Origin of the sequence: Streptomyces sp. NPDC050549, assembly GCF_040655035.1 — a bacterium.
Taxonomy (GTDB): domain Bacteria; phylum Actinomycetota; class Actinomycetes; order Streptomycetales; family Streptomycetaceae; genus Streptomyces.
Genome location: NZ_JBFAJD010000031.1, coordinates 95341 through 114398, shown reverse-complemented (window position 1 = coordinate 114398; position 19058 = coordinate 95341). Strand labels below are relative to the sequence as shown.

The 19058-nt window shown below is 68.4% G+C and carries 17 protein-coding genes, 2 tRNA genes and 1 pseudogene; 14 read left to right on the top strand and 6 right to left on the bottom strand.

The genetic code is table 11. From position 1 onward, the window contains the following. The 7 genes and pseudogenes from AB0I51_RS34765 to AB0I51_RS34735 form a co-directional block, all read left to right on the top strand. Positions 1-102, top strand: a pseudogene (locus AB0I51_RS34765) (6-phosphogluconate dehydrogenase); the annotation flags it as partial. 62 nt (positions 103-164) lie between these two features. Beyond that, a complete protein-coding gene (recF, locus tag AB0I51_RS34760) occupies positions 165-1286 on the top strand; it encodes a DNA replication/repair protein RecF (protein WP_362982149.1) in 1122 nt (373 codons plus the stop codon). Next, entirely contained in the window at positions 1283-1831 is a 549-nt protein-coding gene (locus AB0I51_RS34755; RefSeq protein ID WP_362982147.1) for a DciA family protein, read from the top strand. Before recF ends, AB0I51_RS34755 begins: the two co-directional genes overlap by 4 nt. A gap of 353 nt (positions 1832-2184) precedes the next feature. Continuing rightward, positions 2185-4245 (top strand): DNA topoisomerase (ATP-hydrolyzing) subunit B, encoded by a 2061-nt coding sequence (gene gyrB / locus AB0I51_RS34750; RefSeq protein WP_362982144.1) that lies wholly within the window; start codon positions 2185-2187, stop codon positions 4243-4245. 42 nt (positions 4246-4287) lie between these two features. Next, positions 4288-6882, top strand: a complete 2595-nt coding sequence (gene gyrA, locus AB0I51_RS34745) for a DNA gyrase subunit A (protein ID WP_362982142.1) — start codon at positions 4288-4290, stop codon at positions 6880-6882. Between the two features lie 18 nt (positions 6883-6900). Next, positions 6901-7740: a DUF3566 domain-containing protein gene (locus AB0I51_RS34740; RefSeq protein ID WP_362982140.1), complete on the top strand. Its 840-nt coding sequence runs from the start codon at positions 6901-6903 to the stop codon at positions 7738-7740. Between the two features lie 136 nt (positions 7741-7876). Beyond that, positions 7877-7953, top strand: a tRNA-Ile gene (locus AB0I51_RS34735). A gap of 62 nt (positions 7954-8015) precedes the next feature. Here AB0I51_RS34735 and AB0I51_RS34730 read toward each other — a convergent pair. Both AB0I51_RS34730 and AB0I51_RS34725 read right to left on the bottom strand, forming a co-directional pair. Beyond that, positions 8016-8915 (bottom strand): nuclease-related domain-containing protein, encoded by a 900-nt coding sequence (locus AB0I51_RS34730; protein WP_362982138.1) that lies wholly within the window; start codon positions 8913-8915, stop codon positions 8016-8018. A 247-nt stretch (positions 8916-9162) separates the two neighbouring features. After that, positions 9163-9519, bottom strand: a complete 357-nt coding sequence (locus AB0I51_RS34725; RefSeq protein WP_362982136.1) for a DUF6344 domain-containing protein — start codon at positions 9517-9519, stop codon at positions 9163-9165. A 337-nt stretch (positions 9520-9856) separates the two neighbouring features. Between AB0I51_RS34725 and AB0I51_RS34720 the strand changes: the two genes are divergently transcribed. Both AB0I51_RS34720 and AB0I51_RS34715 read left to right on the top strand, forming a co-directional pair. After that, positions 9857-9985 carry a DLW-39 family protein gene (locus tag AB0I51_RS34720; RefSeq protein ID WP_003999697.1) on the top strand — a complete coding sequence of 43 codons (129 nt, stop codon included), beginning with the start codon at positions 9857-9859 and terminating at the stop codon, positions 9983-9985. Between the two features lie 191 nt (positions 9986-10176). Further along, positions 10177-11520, top strand: coding sequence for a hypothetical protein (locus tag AB0I51_RS34715; RefSeq protein WP_362982134.1), 1344 nt, complete (start codon positions 10177-10179; stop codon positions 11518-11520). Positions 11521-11567: 47 nt separating this feature from the next. On the opposite strand, the gene AB0I51_RS34710 is transcribed toward AB0I51_RS34715, so the two are convergent. Then, positions 11568-12923 (bottom strand): serine/threonine-protein kinase, encoded by a 1356-nt coding sequence (locus AB0I51_RS34710; protein WP_362982132.1) that lies wholly within the window; start codon positions 12921-12923, stop codon positions 11568-11570. A 130-nt stretch (positions 12924-13053) separates the two neighbouring features. Beyond that, positions 13054-13602 (bottom strand): DNA-binding protein, encoded by a 549-nt coding sequence (locus tag AB0I51_RS34705; RefSeq protein ID WP_019073558.1) that lies wholly within the window; start codon positions 13600-13602, stop codon positions 13054-13056. A gap of 180 nt (positions 13603-13782) precedes the next feature. Between AB0I51_RS34705 and AB0I51_RS34700 the strand changes: the two genes are divergently transcribed. Then, positions 13783-13855 (top strand) — tRNA-Ala (locus AB0I51_RS34700). Positions 13856-14274: 419 nt separating this feature from the next. Here AB0I51_RS34700 and AB0I51_RS34695 read toward each other — a convergent pair. Beyond that, positions 14275-14979: a DUF5324 family protein gene (locus AB0I51_RS34695; protein WP_362982130.1), complete on the bottom strand. Its 705-nt coding sequence runs from the start codon at positions 14977-14979 to the stop codon at positions 14275-14277. A gap of 326 nt (positions 14980-15305) precedes the next feature. Between AB0I51_RS34695 and AB0I51_RS34690 the strand changes: the two genes are divergently transcribed. Together AB0I51_RS34690 and AB0I51_RS34685 are read left to right on the top strand one after the other, a co-directional pair. After that, on the top strand, positions 15306-15833 hold the full coding sequence (locus AB0I51_RS34690) for a peptidylprolyl isomerase (protein WP_362982128.1): 528 nt from the start codon (positions 15306-15308) through the stop codon (positions 15831-15833). A gap of 116 nt (positions 15834-15949) precedes the next feature. Beyond that, positions 15950-16867: a rhomboid family intramembrane serine protease gene (locus tag AB0I51_RS34685; protein ID WP_362982126.1), complete on the top strand. Its 918-nt coding sequence runs from the start codon at positions 15950-15952 to the stop codon at positions 16865-16867. 294 nt (positions 16868-17161) lie between these two features. On the opposite strand, the gene crgA is transcribed toward AB0I51_RS34685, so the two are convergent. Next, on the bottom strand, positions 17162-17416 hold the full coding sequence (crgA, locus tag AB0I51_RS34680; RefSeq protein WP_019073554.1) for a cell division protein CrgA: 255 nt from the start codon (positions 17414-17416) through the stop codon (positions 17162-17164). 142 nt (positions 17417-17558) lie between these two features. On the opposite strand from crgA, the gene AB0I51_RS34675 reads away from it, so the two are divergent. Together AB0I51_RS34675 and AB0I51_RS34670 are read left to right on the top strand one after the other, a co-directional pair. Beyond that, a complete protein-coding gene (locus AB0I51_RS34675; RefSeq protein ID WP_362982124.1) occupies positions 17559-18338 on the top strand; it encodes a DUF881 domain-containing protein in 780 nt (259 codons plus the stop codon). Between the two features lie 21 nt (positions 18339-18359). Next, positions 18360-19043 (top strand): class E sortase, encoded by a 684-nt coding sequence (locus tag AB0I51_RS34670; protein ID WP_362982122.1) that lies wholly within the window; start codon positions 18360-18362, stop codon positions 19041-19043. The last annotated feature ends 15 nt before the right edge of the window (positions 19044-19058 follow it).

Below are 19058 nucleotides of genomic sequence, written 5' to 3'. Positions count from 1 at the left end.
CTCTTCGCCCGGTTCGCCTCCCGCCAGGAGGACTCACCGCAGATGAAGATGGTCGCCGCCCTGCGCAACCAGTTCGGCGGCCACGCCGTCGAGACGAAGTAATCCACAGATCCACAGGCCTCAGGGCCCTGGATCCACAACCTGGGGGAGGTCGGCGAACGACCATGCACGTCACGCATCTGTCGCTGGCCGACTTCCGCTCGTACGCCGGGGTCGACGTCCCGCTCGACCCCGGCGTCACCGCGTTCGTGGGCCCCAACGGGCAGGGCAAGACCAACCTCGTCGAGGCCATCGGCTATCTCGCCACCCTGGGCAGCCACCGCGTCTCCTCCGACGCCCCGCTGGTCCGCGTGGGCGCCGAACGCGCGATCATCCGGGCGCAGGTCCGACAGGGCGAGCGGCAGCAGCTGGTCGAGCTGGAGCTGAACCCCGGCCGCGCCAACCGGGCCCGAATCAACAGGTCCTCGCAGGTCAGGCCCCGGGACGTGCTGGGCATCGTACGGACCGTGCTGTTCGCGCCCGAGGACCTCGCTCTGGTGAAGGGCGACCCGGGCGAGCGCCGCCGCTTCCTGGACGAGCTGATCACCGCTCGCTCCCCGCGCATGGCCGGTGTCCGCTCCGACTACGAGCGGGTGCTCAAGCAGCGCAACACCCTGCTGAAGTCGGCCGCGTTGGCGCGGCGGCACGGCGGGCGCTCGATGGACCTCTCCACGCTCGACGTGTGGGACCAGCATCTCGCGCGCGTGGGCGCCGAGTTGCTCGCTCAGCGGCTCGATCTGATCGCCGCGGTACAGCCTCTCGCGGACAAGGCGTACGAGCAACTGGCGCCCGGCGGCGGACCGGTGGCGCTGGAGTACAAGCCGTCGGCGCCCGGTGAGGCGCACACCCGCGAGGCCCTCTATGAGCAGCTGATGGCGGCGATCGCAGAGGCGCGCAAGCAGGAGATCGAGCGGGGCGTGACCCTCGTAGGACCCCATCGGGACGATTTGATTCTCAAACTCGGTCAGATGCCCGCCAAGGGGTACGCCTCGCACGGGGAGTCCTGGTCGTACGCGTTGGCGCTGCGGCTCGCGTCGTACGACCTGCTCAGGGCCGAGGGCAATGAGCCGGTGCTCGTGCTCGACGACGTGTTCGCCGAGCTGGACACCCGGCGTCGGGAGCGGCTGGCCGAGCTGGTGGCGCCTGGCGAGCAGGTGCTGGTGACGGCGGCGGTCGACGACGACGTACCGCATGTACTGGCGGGGACGCGGTACAGCGTGGCGGAGGGGGCGGTGGAGCGCGTATGAGCATGGACAGGCCCGAGGCTGGAGAGCCCGCGCCCAAGAAGGCCGCCGAGCCCTCCGGCGTCGACCTCGCGCGCGTGGCGCTGCGCGCCGCGAAGGAACAGGCACGCGCGCGTGGGGACGCGGCGCAGCAGAGGAAGCAGGCGCGGCGTGGGGGCCTGCGCTCCGGCGCGCGCGCCGACGGCCGCGACCCGATGGCACTCGGCGCTGCGATCAACCGGCTGCTGAACGAACGCGGCTGGGAGACGCCGGCCGCGGTGGGCGGTGTGATGGGCCGCTGGCCGCAGATCGTCGGCGAGGACCTGGCCAAGCACTGCGTACCGGAAAAGTACGACGAGGACGAGCGGGTGCTGGTCGTGCAGTGCGACTCCACGGCCTGGGCGACCCAGCTGCGGCACCTCACGCCCACGCTGGTGGCCAGGCTGAACGAGGACCTGGGGCACGGCACCGTACGGATGATCAAGGTGCTCAACCCGGGCGGACCGCCCCGCCGCTACGGCCCGCTGCGGGCTCCCGGCAGCACGGGTCCCGGCGACACCTATGGGTGACTGACATCACAGTGCGGGCCCCGGCGGGCGACCGGACGCGGTTGCGAACAGCGACCTGACCCAGGAGTAGCAAAGGGTTCATACCCGGAAGCGCTGAGTGCCGCTGTAAGCCTCTTCGAGCCCCGTTCCGCATATGGGGAGTCGGGAGAGACCGGTTGAGGGCGGCACATGAGGACTCAGGTACCGGCAAACCCCCATCACTGTCGGCGCTACCGGTAGACTGGAAGCAATCCCGCCCCACTTGTGGGACACACACCGAGCAACGCTGACTAAGGCTTACCAACGCAACACGCCGCAGCCGCTCCGGCCAACCGCCGGGAGCCTGGCTTGTGCTGTGCCAGAAAGGGCGCTTCGTGGCCGATTCCGGCAACCCCAACGAGAACATCCCGTCCACCGACGCCGGCGCCGACGGCGAGGCTCACTCCTCGAACGGCGAGGTCACCGCCTCGTACGACGCCAGCGCCATCACCGTCCTCGAGGGTCTGGACGCGGTCCGCAAGCGACCCGGCATGTACATCGGTTCGACCGGTGAGCGAGGCCTGCACCACCTGGTGCAGGAGGTCGTCGACAACTCCGTCGACGAGGCGCTGGCCGGCCACGCGGACACGATCGACGTCACGATCCTGCACGACGGCGGCGTGCGCGTCATCGACAACGGCCGAGGCATCCCGGTGGGCATCGTCCCGTCCGAGGGCAAGCCCGCCGTCGAGGTCGTGCTGACCGTGCTGCACGCGGGCGGCAAGTTCGGCGGCGGCGGCTACGCGGTCTCCGGCGGTCTGCACGGAGTGGGCGTCTCCGTGGTGAACGCGCTGTCCAGCAAGGTCGCCGTAGAGGTCAGGACCGACGGCTACCGCTGGACGCAGGACTACAAGCTGGGCGTCCCCACCGCCCCGCTCGCGAAGCACGAGGCCACGAACGAGACCGGCACGTCGGTCACCTTCTGGGCCGACCCGGACGTCTTCGAGACCACCGAGTACTCCTTCGAGACGCTGTCGCGGCGCTTCCAGGAGATGGCGTTCCTCAACAAGGGTTTGACGATCAAACTCACTGACGAGCGCGAGCTGGCGAAGGCCACGGCCGGTGCCGACGAGGCGGGTGCGGACGAGAAGGACGAGGTCAAGACCGTCACGTACCACTACGAGGGCGGCATCGTCGACTACGTGACGTACCTCAACTCCCGCAAGGGAGACGTGGTGCACCCGACCGTCATCGACCTGGAGGCGGAGGACAGGGAAAAGAGCCTGTCCCTCGAGGTCGCGATGCAGTGGAACAGTGGTTACAGCGAGGGTGTGTACTCCTTCGCCAACATCATCCACACGCATGAGGGCGGTACGCACGAAGAGGGCTTCCGGGCCGCGCTGACGTCGCTGATCAACAAGTACGCGCGCGACAAGAAGCTGCTCCGCGAGAAGGACGACAACCTCACGGGCGACGACATCCGCGAGGGTCTGACCGCGATCATCTCGGTGAAGCTGGCCGAGCCGCAGTTCGAGGGTCAGACGAAGACCAAGCTCGGCAACACCGAGGCGAAGACCTTCGTGCAGAAGGCGGTCTACGAGCACCTCAACGACTGGCTGGACCGCAACCCGAACGAGGCCTCGGACATCATCCGCAAGGGCATCCAGGCGGCCACCGCGCGCGTGGCGGCCCGCAAGGCCCGCGACCTCACCCGTCGCAAGGGCCTGCTGGAGACCGCGTCCCTGCCGGGCAAGCTGTCCGACTGCCAGTCGAACGACCCCACCAAGTGCGAGATCTTCATCGTCGAGGGTGACTCCGCCGGCGGCTCGGCCAAGTCCGGCCGGAACCCGCAGTACCAGGCAATCCTTCCGATCCGAGGGAAGATCCTCAACGTCGAGAAGGCCAGGATCGACAAGATCCTGCAGAACCAGGAGATCCAGGCACTGATCTCCGCCTTCGGCACCGGAGTCCACGAGGACTTCGACATCGCCAGGTTGCGCTATCACAAGATCATCCTGATGGCGGACGCCGACGTCGACGGGCAGCACATCTCCACCCTGCTGCTGACCTTCCTGTTCCGCTTCATGCGGCCGCTGGTCGAGGCCGGGCACGTGTTCCTGTCCCGCCCCCCGCTGTACAAGATCAAGTGGGGCCGCGACGACTTCGAGTACGCGTACTCGGACCGCGAGCGCGACGCGCTGATCGAGCTGGGCCGGCAGAACGGCAAGCGCATCAAGGAAGACTCGATCCAGCGCTTCAAGGGTCTCGGCGAGATGAACGCCGAGGAGCTGCGCATCACCACGATGGACCAGGAGCACCGCGTCCTCGGCCAGGTCACCCTGGACGACGCTGCGCAGGCCGACGACCTGTTCTCGGTCCTCATGGGCGAGGACGTCGAGGCGCGCCGCCAGTTCATCCAGCGCAACGCCAAGGACGTCCGCTTCCTCGACATCTGAGTCGGTCTCAGCTGACCGCACCAGGAAGGATCCCCACCAGCAATGGCCGACGAGAACACTGCCAGCACGCCTGAAGAGGGCGCCATCATCGCCCAGCGCGTCGAGCCCGTAGGGCTTGAGACGGAGATGCAGCGCTCGTACCTCGACTACGCGATGTCCGTCATCGTGTCGCGAGCCCTGCCCGACGTCCGTGACGGCCTCAAGCCCGTCCACCGCCGCGTCCTGTACGCCATGTACGACGGCGGCTACCGGCCCGAGAAGGGCTTCTACAAGTGCGCCCGCGTCGTCGGCGACGTCATGGGCAACTACCACCCGCACGGCGACTCCTCGATCTACGACGCGCTGGTCCGCCTCGCGCAGCCGTGGTCGATGCGGATGCCGCTGGTGGACTCCAACGGCAACTTCGGCTCTCCGGGCAACGACCCCGCCGCCGCCATGCGCTACACCGAGTGCAAGCTGGCGCCGCTGTCCATGGAGATGGTCCGTGACATCGACGAGGAGACCGTCGACTTCACGGACAACTACGACGGCCGCTCCCAGGAGCCGACCGTCCTGCCGGCCCGCTTCCCGAACCTGCTGATCAACGGCTCGGCGGGCATCGCGGTCGGCATGGCCACGAACATCCCGCCGCACAACCTCCGCGAGGTCGCGGCGGGCGCCCAGTGGTGCCTGGAGAACCCCGAGGCCTCCCACGAGGAGCTGCTCGACGCGCTGATCGAGCGCATCAAGGGCCCCGACTTCCCGACCGGCGCGCTCGTCGTCGGCCGCAAGGGCATCGAGGAGGCGTACCGCACCGGGCGCGGCTCGATCACCATGCGCGCGGTCGTCGAGGTCGAGGAGATCCAGAACCGCCAGTGCCTGGTGGTCACGGAACTGCCGTACCAGACCAACCCCGACAACCTCGCGCAGAAGATCGCCGACCTGGTGAAGGACGGCAAGGTCGGCGGCATCGCGGACGTCCGCGACGAGACCTCGTCCCGTACCGGCCAGCGCCTGGTCATCGTCCTGAAGCGGGACGCGGTCGCCAAGGTCGTACTGAACAACCTCTACAAGCACACCGATCTGCAGTCGAACTTCAGCGCCAACATGCTGGCCCTGGTCGACGGTGTGCCGAGGACCCTCTCCCTGGACGCGTTCATCCGGCACTGGGTGGCGCACCAGATCGAGGTCATCGTCCGCCGTACGAAGTTCCGGCTGCGCAAGGCCGAGGAGCGGGCGCACATCCTGCGCGGCCTCCTGAAGGCCCTGGACGCCATCGACGAGGTCATCGCGCTGATCCGGCGCAGCGACACCGTGGAGATCGCGCGCACGGGCCTGATGGGCCTCCTGGAGATCGACGAGATCCAGGCGAACGCCATCCTGGAGATGCAGCTCCGCCGACTGGCCGCCCTGGAACGCCAGAAGATCATCCAGGAGCACGACGAACTCCAGGCGAAGATCACCGAGTACAACGCGATCCTCGCCTCCCCGGTCCGCCAGCGCGGCATCGTCAGCGAGGAACTCGCCGCGATCGTCGAGAAGTACGGCGACGACCGCAAGACGATGCTGGTGCCCTTCGACGGCGACATGTCCATCGAGGACCTCATCGCCGAAGAGGACATCGTCGTCACCATCTCGCGCGGCGGCTACGTCAAGCGCACCAAGGCGGACGACTACCGCTCCCAGAAGCGCGGCGGCAAGGGCGTACGCGGCACGAAGCTCAAGGAAGACGACATCGTCGACCACTTCTTCGTGTCGACGACCCACCACTGGCTGCTGTTCTTCACCAACAAGGGCCGCGTCTACCGCGCGAAGGCGTACGAACTCCCCGACGCCGGCCGCGACGCGCGCGGGCAGCACGTCGCGAACCTGCTCGCCTTCCAGCCGGACGAGGCGATCGCGGAGATCCTCGCGATCCGCGACTACGAGGCGGCGCCCTACCTGGTCCTCGCGACCAAGGGAGGGTTGGTGAAGAAGACGCCTCTGAAGGATTACGATTCGCCCCGTGCCGGCGGTGTCATCGCGATCAACCTCCGTGAGACGGAGGACGGTTCCGACGACGAACTGATCGGCGCCGAACTCGTCTCGTCCGAGGACGATCTGCTGCTGATCAGCAAGAAGGCACAGTCGATCAGGTTCACCGCCACGGACGACGCACTGCGCCCCATGGGGCGTGCCACCTCCGGTGTCAAGGGCATGAGTTTCCGTGAGGGCGACCAGCTTCTCTCGATGAATGTTGTTCGACCCGGTACGTTCGTGTTCACTGCCACAGACGGCGGGTACGCGAAGCGGACCGCTGTCGACGAGTACCGCGTCCAGGGTCGCGGCGGCCTGGGTATCAAGGCCGCCAAGATCGTCGAGGACCGCGGTTCTCTCGTCGGCGCGCTGGTGGTCGAGGAGACCGACGAGATCCTCGCCATCACGCTGTCCGGCGGTGTGATTCGTACGCGAGTCAACGAGGTCAGGGAGACGGGCCGTGACACCATGGGCGTCCAACTGATCAACCTGGGCAAGCGCGATGCCGTCGTCGGTATCGCTCGTAACGCCGAGGCGGGATCCGAGGCGGAGGAAGTCGTCGGCGACGAAGCCGTCGACGAGACCACCGAGGGTGTCGCGACCACCGGCACGGACGAGGGTGACGCACCCTCGGTCGAGTAGCACGAGGAGAGAGTCATCGTGAGCGGAGCCACGGGCGCCGGATCGACCGGTACGGACACGGACGGCGGCGGCCGTGGCTCCGCCGCGAACGCGACAGATCCGCACACGACCCAACTGCGTGCGATCGACGTGAAGAAGGCCGACTCGAACGCGCCCGACACACATGGATCCAAGGGATCCCAGGGGGGAACTGTGACGGACACCCGAGGTCCGGGCACCCAGCAGCAGCAGCAGTCGGCCGGGGCGGGCCAGGCAGGGCCCGGCGCGAAGCCTCCGGCCCAGCCGGCGGCCCCGGCCGCCGCACCGCCCGCACCGCCGGCGGGTGCGCCGCACGGTTCACCGCTGCCGGGCTCACCGCTTCCCGGCGAGCGTCAGCCGCAGCAGGCGGCGGGGCCGTACCACCCGCCGCAGGCCTACCCCGCGCAGGGGCCCGCCGCCCAGAGCGGTGCCGTACGGCGTCCGCGCACGGGCGCGCGCACCGCGCCCCGCACCCGCAAGGCGCGGCTGCGGGTGGCCAAGGCCGACCCGTGGTCGGTGATGAAGGTCAGCTTCCTGCTCTCCATCGCGCTGGGCATCTGCACGGTCGTGGCGTCCGCGGTGCTGTGGATGGTCATGGACGCGATGGGGGTCTTCTCGACGGTCGGCGGCACGATCTCGGAGGCGACCGGCTCGAACGAGTCGAACGGCTTCGACCTGCAGTCCTTCCTGTCCCTCCCGCACGTCCTGACCTTCTCGGCGATCATCGCGGTCATCGACGTCGTCCTCGCCACCGCCCTCGCGACCCTCGGCGCGTTCATCTACAACCTCTCCGCCGGCTTCGTCGGAGGCATCGAGCTCACGCTCGCCGAGGACGAGTGAGCAGTCGGACGAGAACCCGGGTGTACGGGGGTTGAAACCTCCCCCGGCGGTCCTGTGACTATCGATTTTGGGACTGCCCATGTCGTGCGCTAATCTTCAGGAGTCAGCGCGCGGGACACACTCCGCACAGCGCGGCGGGGCTATAGCTCAGTTGGTTAGAGCGCATCCCTGATAAGGATGAGGCCACAGGTTCAAATCCTGTTAGCCCCACCAGCACGAAGGCCCCCAACCTGTTGGTTGGGGGTCTTCGGCGTCTACGGCCGCTGAACCGTGGGTCAGGACTGCAGCCAGACGCGGCGGTGTCGTGCGACCGCGTAGACCTGGTTGATCTGTGCGGCCGTCAGCCTGCCGGTGAGGGGACCGAGCGCGGACACCTCGCGCTCCTGGTAGATGCGTACGGTGTACCGCGTCGCGGCGCGGTGCAGTGAGGTCACGCCGACGAAGACGAGGACCGGCTCCACCGGGACGGGGAAGCCGCAGTGCCGCTCCAACACGCCCTGGACGTAGGCCGCCTCCGCCCTGCTCGCCCTGGCGTACGGGGCCGGCTGACCTCTGTTGACCCTGGCCATGGTGTCGCCCACCCAGACCGAGGCGCCCTGGTGGCACTTGGTGTTGATGCTGAACACTCCGCCGGGTCCGATCAGCAAGTGGTCGATGTCACCACCGTTGCCCTTGGGCACGCCGTGCAGAACGCGCCAGCCACGAGGGGAGAGCCGCGCCAACTCCCGGCCCACCCGCCGCTCCCCTTCGAGCCCGACGTACCAGCTGTCCCACTCCGAGGGGCGTCTCAGCACCCGCATCAAGAGCCGCTTGGCCGGTGACGGGCCACGGGCGGCGATCGCCTCGATCAGGGCCGCACCGGGACGGTTCTCCGCCAGATCGTCGGCGACGGTCGCCTTCGGCAGCTCCACTGGTCGACCCGGGCGACGCGGGGCGGGCGGCTCAGGGCGCCGAACAGCCTCTCCAGGGCGTGCGGCGGGCGCAGGGCGGAGAGTCACCGAACTGCCGAGATACTGCCGCAGCAGGGCCAGAGCCTCCCCCTGATACCGCTGCTCCTTGATCGTGACCACCTTCGTCGGCCGGTCCGCCCAGGCGACAGTGGTCCCGTCCGGCAGGTTGACGTAGAGCCGGTCCTGACCATGCCGCTTCCACGGTTTCACCGTGAGATCGCCCATTGGCCCGCCCCCGAATATGTGCCGTCCCCACACACATGGCAGCAGCAGACCAGTTGGCCAGCAAGAGCGCCGGGGCAACATGGCCGAGTAGTGGCGTGCGCGGAGCGGCCGGCCGACAGCACCGAGACCCCCGGCCACGACGGGCCGGGGGTCTTCAGGGTCTTCTCTGGAGCGTTGTACGCAAGTTCGCCGCTGTGTCAGAGATACCGGGGCGGTGGGTGAGTGGTGAGGTGGCGCGCGCCGGGCGTCAGCGCTGGAGGGGAGCCGCCAGGGGTGCCGACTGCTCGGTGTGGTCCGGTTCGGAGGGGTCGGCGGTCTCCGTGGCCTCGTCAGTGTCCGTCGGCGGGCGGTGGCGGCAGCTGGGGGACTTGCCGTGGGCCTCGGCCCGGATGCGCTGCTTCATCGTGGGGGGCAGGGACCTGGTGAAGGACCAGGGGGAGATCGTCGGTGCCGTCGGCTGTGCGGTGGCGCCGGTCGCCTCTGACCGGGGCGTCGCCGCGGTGGCGGCCGTCGCGGTGATCGTGATGAGTCCGAGCGCGGTGCACAGAGCGATGAAGGCGGTGACGAAGGCGGTCCACAGCTTCATGACCTTGATCTGGGTCATGGCCCCTCACTTTCAGGTTGGGCGATTTGCGTACTTTCCTCATGATGTGTATGGGGACCGCGAAGTGTGGGACCGGCACCCGTGGCGCGTCGATGTTCCGATGAACACCACTCGGATGGGTGCAAGAAGCCTGAAAAGCCAAGAAAAATGGAGAAGTGAGACCAAATTAACGGTCCGTAGAGATGTGATCACCCTCCGATCGGAGCGGTTCCATCCGCTTCTACTGCGCTGTCCCGGGCGGGAGTTGGCCGCGGAGGCAGGTCACCGATCGGTATCGGTCGGTGTGTATAGTCGGGCGACAGAGGTCCCCTACGTCAAGGAAAGACGAGGTCGCGCGGTGAAGAAGCTTCTCCTGGTCGCACTGGCCGCCATCGGCGGGCTCCTCGTGTACCGCCAGATCCAGGCGGATCGCGCCGAGCAGGATCTGTGGACGGAGGCGACCGACTCCGTGCCCACGGGTTCGTGAGTACCGAGATCCAGTTCTGAGCACGCCCCGACCGCCTGGCGGTCGGGGCTTTGTGTTGCGCCGTCGCGCGAACGCGGTTACGGCCGACCCGACCCGGGCGTTTCGGACGCTCGCACGAATTGCCGGGATGCCACGCGCGCGTGCGGGGCAGGATGGGCCACGTCCGGAGCAACGACGAGGGGTGGCGCTTGATGGGGCGGCGGCGTACGGCGTGGTGGCGGACGCGAGCGCAGGGCGGCCGTACGCCCGTTGCCGGGGCGGCCGGACAGCCCGTCGGTGTCGTACGACGGGTCAGTGTCGTCGTCGCCGTGCTGTGTGCGACCGCGGCCCTGGCCGGGCAGCCCGCCACCGCCGCAGGGGCGCCGGGCTCCTACGGCTACGACAAGGGCGACCGGGCCGTCGACGGCGCGACCCGTGCGGCCGATGCCGTAGGACTGAATTCCGGTAAGACGTACCGGAGTTCCCTCCCGAAGGGCGCCGGCCTCTACTACGGCCTCACTCTCGACGCCGTGTCCGACGTCTACGTCTCCGTCACCGCCGTGCCCCCGGCCGGCACCACGGTCGCCGCCACCGACGGCATCAGGGTGTCGCTGCAGAACGCCGCGGGCACCGGCTGCACCCACCAGAGCGCCAGCTTCGGCGCGAGCAGGAGCCCGCACCCCGTGGCCGCCTGGGCCGCGCGGGAGACGGGCAGGGCGCTGTGCAAGGGGTCAGGGCAGTACTACGTACTCGTCGAACGCGTCGACGCGTCGGGTTCCTCGTCGGGCACCTGGGGGCTGGAACTCACCGTGGTGTCGGAACCGCCGCTCGCCCGGGCGGGTACCTCCGACGCCCCCCAGGTCTGGAACTCCGAGTCGCCCGAGCCCGTCACGGGGGAGGCCCGGAGCCGTGCGGGGGGCTCGGGGTTCGCCGGGGCGGTCGCCGTAGGACAGGGCGTGTGGCGCGGCGACATCCCACCCGGCGGGACCCTCTTCTACAAGGTGCCGGTCGACTGGGGCCAGCAGCTCTCCGTCACCGCCGACCTGGAGGCCTCGGACGCCGGCAGTGGCTATGTGAGCCGCGCGCTGGACCTGGCGCTCTACAACCCCGTGCGCGCCTCCGTCGACGAGGCGGGCGTCGGCTATCAGGGCAGTCCGAGATCGGCCGCCCTCGAAGCGCTGCCGCCCGTCGAGTACCGCAACCGCTACTTCGTCATCGACCACGAGAGCGGGATGCGCTTCGCCGGGGCGTACTACCTCGTCGTGCACCTCGCCGCGCAGGTGGCCGACGACTTCGGCCCGGGGCCGTTCCCGGTGACGCTGCGGGTGCGCGTCGCCGGTACGGCGCACGGCGGGCCCGGGTACGAGGGGCAGTCCGAACCCCGGAACGTCTTCGACGTCACCTCGCAGGACCGCGCGGCGGCCGTGACGGGGAGCGGCGGGGGAGGCGACACCGCCATGAAGCTGCTCGCGGTGGCCGGGATCGGCGCGGGCAGCGTGCTGCTGGCGACGCTCGGCGCGTGGACGGTGGCGGCCCGGCGCAGGGCCGCAACGTAGCCGCGGTACTCCTTCTGGCCCCTCTGGCCCCTTCTGGCACCGGTCGGTCAGACGCGGGTCAGCGCCCAGAACCCCACCGCGTAGCAGGCCAGCGCCAGTAGCAGGACCGGTATCGCCACCTTCGCGGGCGGCCCGGGGCGGCGCCGAGCACGTCTGCCATGGTGCTGCGGAAACGGCGGTGCGGTGGGCGGAACCAGCGGGACCTGGGCGGTGTATGAAGCAGTAGAGGGTTCGGCGCGCGGCTGGGGGGAGGGCAGGACATGGGGGGGCTGCGGAATCTGCGGGGGCGGCAGATGGAAGCTGCCGGTGTCCGACATCGGGGTCGGAGTGGGAGTCGCAGTCGGAGTCGGTGTGGACGGCTGGGAGACGATGTCCTGCCGCGGGTCGAGGAGGACGGAGTCCGCGCCGTTGGTGCGCGCACCCACACCGGCGGTTGTCCCGGTCCCCGTCCCCGTATTCGCACCGGTCCCGAGTCCCGTCCCGCTCGACGGAGTCGACCCCGTGTCCACCCCGGACGCCCGCTTCAGCGGGCCCTCTGGCGCGAACCCCGTTGGCAGCGGCCCCACTTGGTCGAAGATCTCGATCAGTTCGTCGTCGGGGCCGGGTTCCGGCAGGAGTTCCACGGCCGCCGCGAGCGCCTTGCGCGCCCCCGTGGCCGTCCGGAAGCGAGCCTGTGGATCCGGCTGCAGCAACATCGCCACGACCTGCCACAGCGGCTCGGGAACACCCTTGGGCGCCCCCGGGGTCCCGTGCTCGGCGAAGTACTGGATGAGCGCCTTGGAATCCGGCTTGGCCCCCTCCAGCAGATACAGCGCCACCAGTCCTACGGCGAACAGGTCGGCGGGGAAGTCGGGTTCCGCGCCCATCATCTGCTCGGGCGCGAGGTAACCCGGCGTGCCCACCACGAGGTTGGTCTCCGTCAGGCGTGCTTCGCCCAGCCGCATCGCGATGCCGAAGTCGGACAGGCGCAGCCGTGGGCGGGCCGTGCCGGTGGCTTCGAGGAGCAGGTTGGCGGGCTTGATGTCACGGTGCACGACACCCTCCGCGTGCACCGCGGCAAGACCGGAGAGGAGCTGGTCGAGCAGCGTGCAGACGAACGCGGGGGGCAACGGGCCGTAGTCCCCGATGAGATGGACCAGAGAACCGCCCGCCACCAGGTCCATGGTGAACAGGACCTTGTCGTCGTCGGCGGCCCAGCTGGCCGGTGCGAGCACATGGGGGTGGTCGATGCGCAGCGCCTGTTCTCGTACGAAGCGCAGCAGCGAGTGCGCGTCGCTCTGCTGCAGGACCTTGGCCGCGACATAGCGGCGTCGGCGGTGGTCCCAGGCGCGCCAGACCGCGCCGACACCTCCGCGCCCGATCGGGTCGACCAGTTCGTACCTGCCGGCGAAGACCTCACCCATGGCTGTACGTCGCTCCTCCCCCTTCGGCTACCTCCGTTGCTTCCCCCGAGACGAGCGATACGACTCCCCCTCACGGCAGTTGCCGTGTGCCCGGCTGTCGAACCCCCGATCGACGGCCGGGCCGTGATGCTCAGCTCTGGTGGGACTGGTAGTGCGCGACCGCGTCGGAGGTACGGCCGGCGCCGTACACCCGGAGAAACTCTGCCAGTTCGGGGTGGCTCGGGGCGAGGGTGTCGGCCGCGTCGATGATGTCGCCTGCGGCGGCCACCGAGCGCAGCAGCGACTGGATCTCGCGGACCACCCGTTTGACCGTGGGCGCTCCCGAACTGCTCGTCGTGGTCGTGGTGTTGCTGAGCACCGAGCCCCCCTGGGACTTCTTGATCTCGTCCATGCGCTCGGTCGCCTCGGCAGCGCTCACGCTCCCGTCCGCGACCTGCCCCGCCAGGTCCTGCAGCAACTGCACCCGCTGTACCACCGCGGGATTGCCGATCTTCGCCCGCTGACCGCTCATCAGCTGGGACAGCATCGGTGCGGAGAGTCCCAACACCCCTGCGAGACGAGCCTGGTTGAGGCCAAGATCGTCGATGAGCTTACGGAAGAGCGCCCCCAAAGGCTCCCCGTACCAATTCCGCTGCAGCTCCCGCGCTCTGGCGGTGGCTTCCTGCTGTGCGGCGTCCATTGCGTCTCCCCATCGCTTCCCCAAAACCGCGGTTCGCTCTAGCGAACCACGACGAGCATCTTACGGAGAGTGGTCGTCCACCGGGAGCCCCAAGTTTTTGCGAGATACCGGGGGTGACCCGGTACGCTGGTCTCCGAAGCCCACCGGTGCCCGGTTGTGCCGGTCGGACGCTTCTCTAGCGGGGCCTTAGCTCAGTTGGTAGAGCGCTGTCTTTGCATGGCAGATGTCAGGGGTTCGACTCCCCTAGGCTCCACACCCCGCACCGGCCGGTCGCCCTCAGTGGCGTCCGGCCGGTGTTTGTTTGTGCCCGCCCGGTGACGTGCGTCACATAATCAGCGGCTTGTCGTTGCAGTTGTTTGCGCAAATATCGGTATCGGGCGAGGTTCACCGGGGCGCCGGGGTGGCGGTCGGTGCGGTGTGGGGAACGTGTGTGCCGATGTGCGGAACGTGTGTGAGCTGGCTGAATGCGGTCGTGTAATCAGGGGTGTGCGGTCCGTTAAGGGAGTCCGTGCGGTACTTGTTCACCTGGGACGTTGCAAACGTCATCGTGGGCAGCTTGCGTAAATCAAGGGAGTCTCCCGGCTCGCGCGACTGTTCCACGTGAAACATCGCGGTGGGGCAGGAGACCCTCAAGTCTCCTGCCCCACCGCGATATTGACGGTATGTCGGACGTCAGTGGTGCTCGTCGTGGTCCGCCGCGGCCTCGTCCTCGGCCTGCTTCGCCTGGACCTCGGGGTCGAGCACGGACTGACCGCTGCCGTCCACCGAGGAGAGATGGCCCGTTTCGGGCACCTCGGTCGCGGCCGGGGGCTCGACCAGCCAGTCGGGGTTGGCCTGCTTGTCCCACCACTTCCAGGCGGCGAAAGCGCCGCCCGCCAGGATTCCCAGTACCGCCAGCCCCTTCGCGAGCCGGCCGGCCCGCGCCCGCCGCTCGTGCTTGCGGACCAGCTTCTGGATCTCCTTGGGCGAGACCTGGCCGCGCAGCGCGGCGAGTGCCGCCGCGCCGCGCGCGGCGGCCTCGTCCTTGACCGGACCGGCGGCGGCGACCGCCTGCTCGATCCGCGGCCGGGAGTACTCGGCGGCCTGCTGAGCGGCCTTGCGGGTGCGGACGGCGGCCTCCTGGGCGGCCTGGTCCACCTTCGGCGGGACATGGGTGCGGGCCTGCTCCAGGCGGGGCGCGAGATGGGCGTCGTACTGCACACGGGCCTGGTCGGCGGCCAAGGACACCTTGGGCGCGAGTCGTACGCGCGCCTCGTGGGCGTAGTAAGCGGCCTTGTCCTTGGCCGTGTCGGCGTAGGGCGCCACCACTTCCGCGGCGTGCAGCACGCTGTCCTTCGCCGAGCCGGTCGCGGAGCGCACGCTGTCGATGCGGGTCACGGGTTCCTCCTCCTCGGTGGCGTACGTTTCTTCGTCTGTCCACCCAAATACGGATCATGCCTGCCAGAGGGCTACGGGGCATGTGAGGGCGGGCATCCGGGTCACGATCACGGGTAATAGCGGATGAATGCGGGGGAACTGGGGGAACGGGGGCTTGTCGTCGACAATGCCACGGATCCCCGCCGCCTGCCCCTGTCCCGGAGGCACTCGGCCGGTTTTCTGCAAGCGGATCGGGTGGAAAGGTCCCCGCGCGCGGCCATCGGGCGCCTCGGCACGGTCGGCGTGCGAGGATCTGGGGGTCACAGGAAGACAACGGAAGGCAGATCGTGGCCGAGCAGCTTTACGCCACCCTGAAGACCAGCCTTGGCGACATCGAAATCCGGCTGCTGCCGAACCACGCGCCCAAGACGGTCCGGAACTTCGTCGAGCTCGCCACGGGTGAGCGTGAGTGGACCAACCCCGAGACGGGCGAGAAGTCCAAGGACAAGCTCTACGACGGCACGGTCTTCCACCGGGTGATCAGTGGCTTCATGATCCAGGGCGGGGACCCGCTGGGCAACGGCACCGGCGGCCCCGGCTACCAGTTCGAGGACGAGTTCCACCCGGACCTCCGCTTCGACAAGCCCTATCTGCTCGCCATGGCCAACGCGGGTCCGGGCACCAACGGCTCGCAGTTCTTCGTCACCGTCTCCCCGACGGCCTGGCTGACGCGCAAGCACACCATCTTCGGTGAGGTCACCGACGCGGCGAGCCAGAAGGTCGTCGACACCATCGCGGCCACGAAGACCAACCCGCGGACCGACCGCCCGGTCGAGGACGTCGTCATCGAGTCGGTCGTCGTCGAGACCCGCTAGGAGAGGCCCTGGACCGCAGGGCCGACACCAGTACTTACCGGCGGGAACCAAACGCCCCGTTCATCCGTAAGGATGGGCGGGGCGGTGCATTGCGTACGAAGGATTGAGGGGACCCCATGGACCAGGCGCCAGGCAGCCCGCAGGGCCCGGAGGAACAGCGGCCCCCGGACGCCCAGAGCCTGCCGGTTTGTTATCGCCACCCGGACCGCGAGACCGGCGTCCGCTGCACCCGTTGCGAGCGCCCGATCTGCCCCGAGTGCATGGTCAGCGCCTCGGTCGGCTTCCAGTGCCCGGAGTGCGTGCGCGACGGCTCCGGCACGGGGCACGCCCCGACGGCCGCCCAGCCCCGCACGATCGCCGGCGGCACGGTGGCGGCGGATCCTCGGCTTGTCACCAAGATCCTCATTGGTCTCTGCGTCGCCGTGTATCTGGTTCAGCTGTCGTCGGTGGGCGACCAGTTCACCAACCATCTGGAGCTGCTCGGCAAGGCCTCGGCCAACGGCTACCCGCCGTACGAGGGCGTCGCCGACGGGCAGTGGTACCGGCTGCTGACCGCGATGTTCCTGCATGCCAGCCCGATCCACATCATCTTCAACATGATGAGCCTGTGGTGGATCGGCGGTCCCCTGGAGGCGGCCCTCGGCCGGGCCCGCTATCTCGCGCTCTACTTCGTCTCGGGTCTCGCGGGCAGCGCGCTCACCTATCTCATCGCGGCACCGAACCAGCCCTCGCTCGGTGCCTCCGGCGCCATCTTCGGGCTCCTGGGAGCGACCGGCATTCTGCTGCGCCGCCTGAACTACGACCTGCGGCCGCTCATCGCCATCCTGGTGATCAACCTGATCTTCACCTTCAACCCCGGCATGAACATCGCCTGGCAGGCCCACATCGGCGGCCTCGTCGCCGGAGTCATCACCGGCTACGCGATGGTCCACGCCCCGCGTGAGCGGCGGGCCCTGATCCAGTACGGCACCTGTGCCGTCGTACTCGTGATCGTCGTGGTGTTGACGCTGATCAGGACGGCTCAGCTCAGCTGATATCAAACCGTTGTCCACAGTGCGTGGCGGATCTTGTGCATACCGTGGAGAACAGCTGTGCCCCCTGTCACCGACCCGTGTTTGTGCAGGTCAGGCAGGGGGCGAACAGGCTTGCGGTTGCCGGTGTGTCAGTCACACCGGCGTCAACACCCAGTGGGTTATCCACAGATCGTCGTTCTTTTTCCCCAGGCCTGCTGTGGATACTTCTCTGGCCTGTGGATAACTCAGTGGAAGGCCGTGGGCAAAGCTGCGTTCACCAAGTGGTGGCCGCAGCTTCGACCGCTGGTCAGGCCGCTACTTCCACTGGGTCGAGACACCGAACCCGGCGGCGATGAAGCCGAAGCCCACCACGATGTTCCAGTTGTCCAGGCTGTCGATGGGCATGGAGCCGTCGGTGACGTAGAAGACGACGATCCAGGCCAGTCCGATGACGAACATGGCCAACATGACCGGAGCGACCCAGGCACGGCTGTTCAACTTGATGGCGGTCGCCGTCTTCGCCGGCGGCGGCGTGTAGTCGGCCTTCTTGCGGATACGTGACTTCGGCACGAGGGTCTCTCCTGTCGATGCGCTGCGTGGCCGCGCAGGGAACTGGGGCGGGCTCCGGGGCAGCGTACAAGGGGACACTGAGTGCTCCCCCGGGCGTCCGTTAGCGTAGTGCTTCCGCGGCGCCGAAGGAGATAAGGGTACGTTGAGCAATTCTGCCGACTCCCCCGGGACGGGTACCAGTCCTGCCCGTATCCGCCGTTTCCGTCCCGTGCGGATTCTCACGGTGGCCGTCTTCGCCCTCGCGGGGCTCATCTTCTTCACCAGTTTCAACACCGCCAAGGGCACCAACATCCGCACGGACGCCTCCCTGCTGAAGCTGTCCGACCTCATCCAGAACCGCAGCGAGAAGAACGGCCGGCTCAACGACGCCAACAGCGTCCTGCGCGACGAGGTCGACGCGCTCCGCAAGGAGGACGACACCGGCACGGGCGCCGACAACGAGAAGCTGACGAAGCTGGAGCAGAGCGCGGGCGCGCAGAAACTCAAGGGCAAGGCCGTCACCGTCACCCTCAACGACGCCCCGCCCAACGCCACCGCCAAGCTCCCCGGCTATCCCGAGCCGCAGCCCGACTACCTGGTCATCCATCAGCAGGACCTCCAGGCCGTGGTGAACGCCCTGTGGCAGGGCGGCGCCCAGGGCATCAAGGTCATGGACCAGCGGTTGATCGCGACCAGCGCCGTGCGCTGTGTGGGCAACACCCTGATCCTCCAGGGCCGGGTCTACTCACCGCCGTACAAGATCACGGCCGTAGGTGACCCGGAGAAGCTGCAGCAGGCGCTGGCGGCGTCCAAAGCGATCCAGAACTACATGGTGTACGTCAACGTCTACGGGCTCGGTTGGAAAGTGACCGACGACGGGACGGTGACTCTTCCCGGCTACTCGGGCACAGTGGATCTGCACTACGCGAAGCCAGTGGAGTAGGCGTCCGTACGGGAGCTGCCGGTGCGCGTGATCGTCAGGAGCGTCAGCGAACTCTGCATCACCGTAGGCACCCTGATCGTCCTCTTCGTGGTCTACGTGCTCTTCTGGACCGGTGTGAAGGCCGACCACACGATGAGCGACCAGATCCACCAGCTCCAGAACCAGTGGTCGCAGCAGACCGCGCGCCCGAAGACGGCCCCCACACCCACCGCCCCGGCGAAACCGGCCGCGTACAAGGACGGCAAGCCCTTCGCGATCATGTACATCCCGCGGCTTGGTTTCACGTGGAACAAGCCGGTTCTTGAGGACACGGCCGTGAGCACCCTGAAGAAGGGGCTGGGCCACTACGCCGGCACCGCCCAACTCGGGCAGGTCGGGAACTTCGCGGTGGCCGGGCATCGGCGGACCTACGGCAACCCCTTCGTGGACTTTCCCAAGCTCCGCAAGGGTGACGCGGTCGTGCTGACCGACGGGACGACCTGGTTCACGTATCGGATCGACAAAGGGCCTTACAAAACAGTGCCGACCGACATTGAGGTGATCGATCCTGTGCCACGTAAGTCCGGGTACAGGGCCTCGGGCCGCTATCTCACGCTGACCACGTGCGATCCGGAGTGGGGGCACAGCCACCGGCTGATCGTCTGGGCACACCTGGACTCCACACAGCCTGTGGAGGCCGGGAAACCAGCCGCGCTGCGCCGTTAGTCTGGTGCTGTACGG

Excerpts from the sequence above, each read along its gene's own strand:
- AB0I51_RS34715 (WP_362982134.1), top strand. The coding sequence starts at position 10,177 with ATGGGGCGGCGGCGTACGGCGTGGTGGCGGACGCGAGCGCAGGGCGGC.
- AB0I51_RS34730 (WP_362982138.1), bottom strand. The coding sequence starts at position 8,915 with ATGGGCGATCTCACGGTGAAACCGTGGAAGCGGCATGGTCAGGACCGG.
- gyrA (WP_362982142.1), top strand. The coding sequence starts at position 4,288 with ATGGCCGACGAGAACACTGCCAGCACGCCTGAAGAGGGCGCCATCATC.
- AB0I51_RS34725 (WP_362982136.1), bottom strand. The coding sequence starts at position 9,519 with ATGACCCAGATCAAGGTCATGAAGCTGTGGACCGCCTTCGTCACCGCC.
- AB0I51_RS34710 (WP_362982132.1), bottom strand. The coding sequence starts at position 12,923 with ATGGGTGAGGTCTTCGCCGGCAGGTACGAACTGGTCGACCCGATCGGG.
- AB0I51_RS34685 (WP_362982126.1), top strand. The coding sequence starts at position 15,950 with ATGGACCAGGCGCCAGGCAGCCCGCAGGGCCCGGAGGAACAGCGGCCC.
- recF (WP_362982149.1), top strand. The coding sequence starts at position 165 with ATGCACGTCACGCATCTGTCGCTGGCCGACTTCCGCTCGTACGCCGGG.
- AB0I51_RS34705 (WP_019073558.1), bottom strand. The coding sequence starts at position 13,602 with ATGGACGCCGCACAGCAGGAAGCCACCGCCAGAGCGCGGGAGCTGCAG.
- AB0I51_RS34755 (WP_362982147.1), top strand. The coding sequence starts at position 1,283 with ATGAGCATGGACAGGCCCGAGGCTGGAGAGCCCGCGCCCAAGAAGGCC.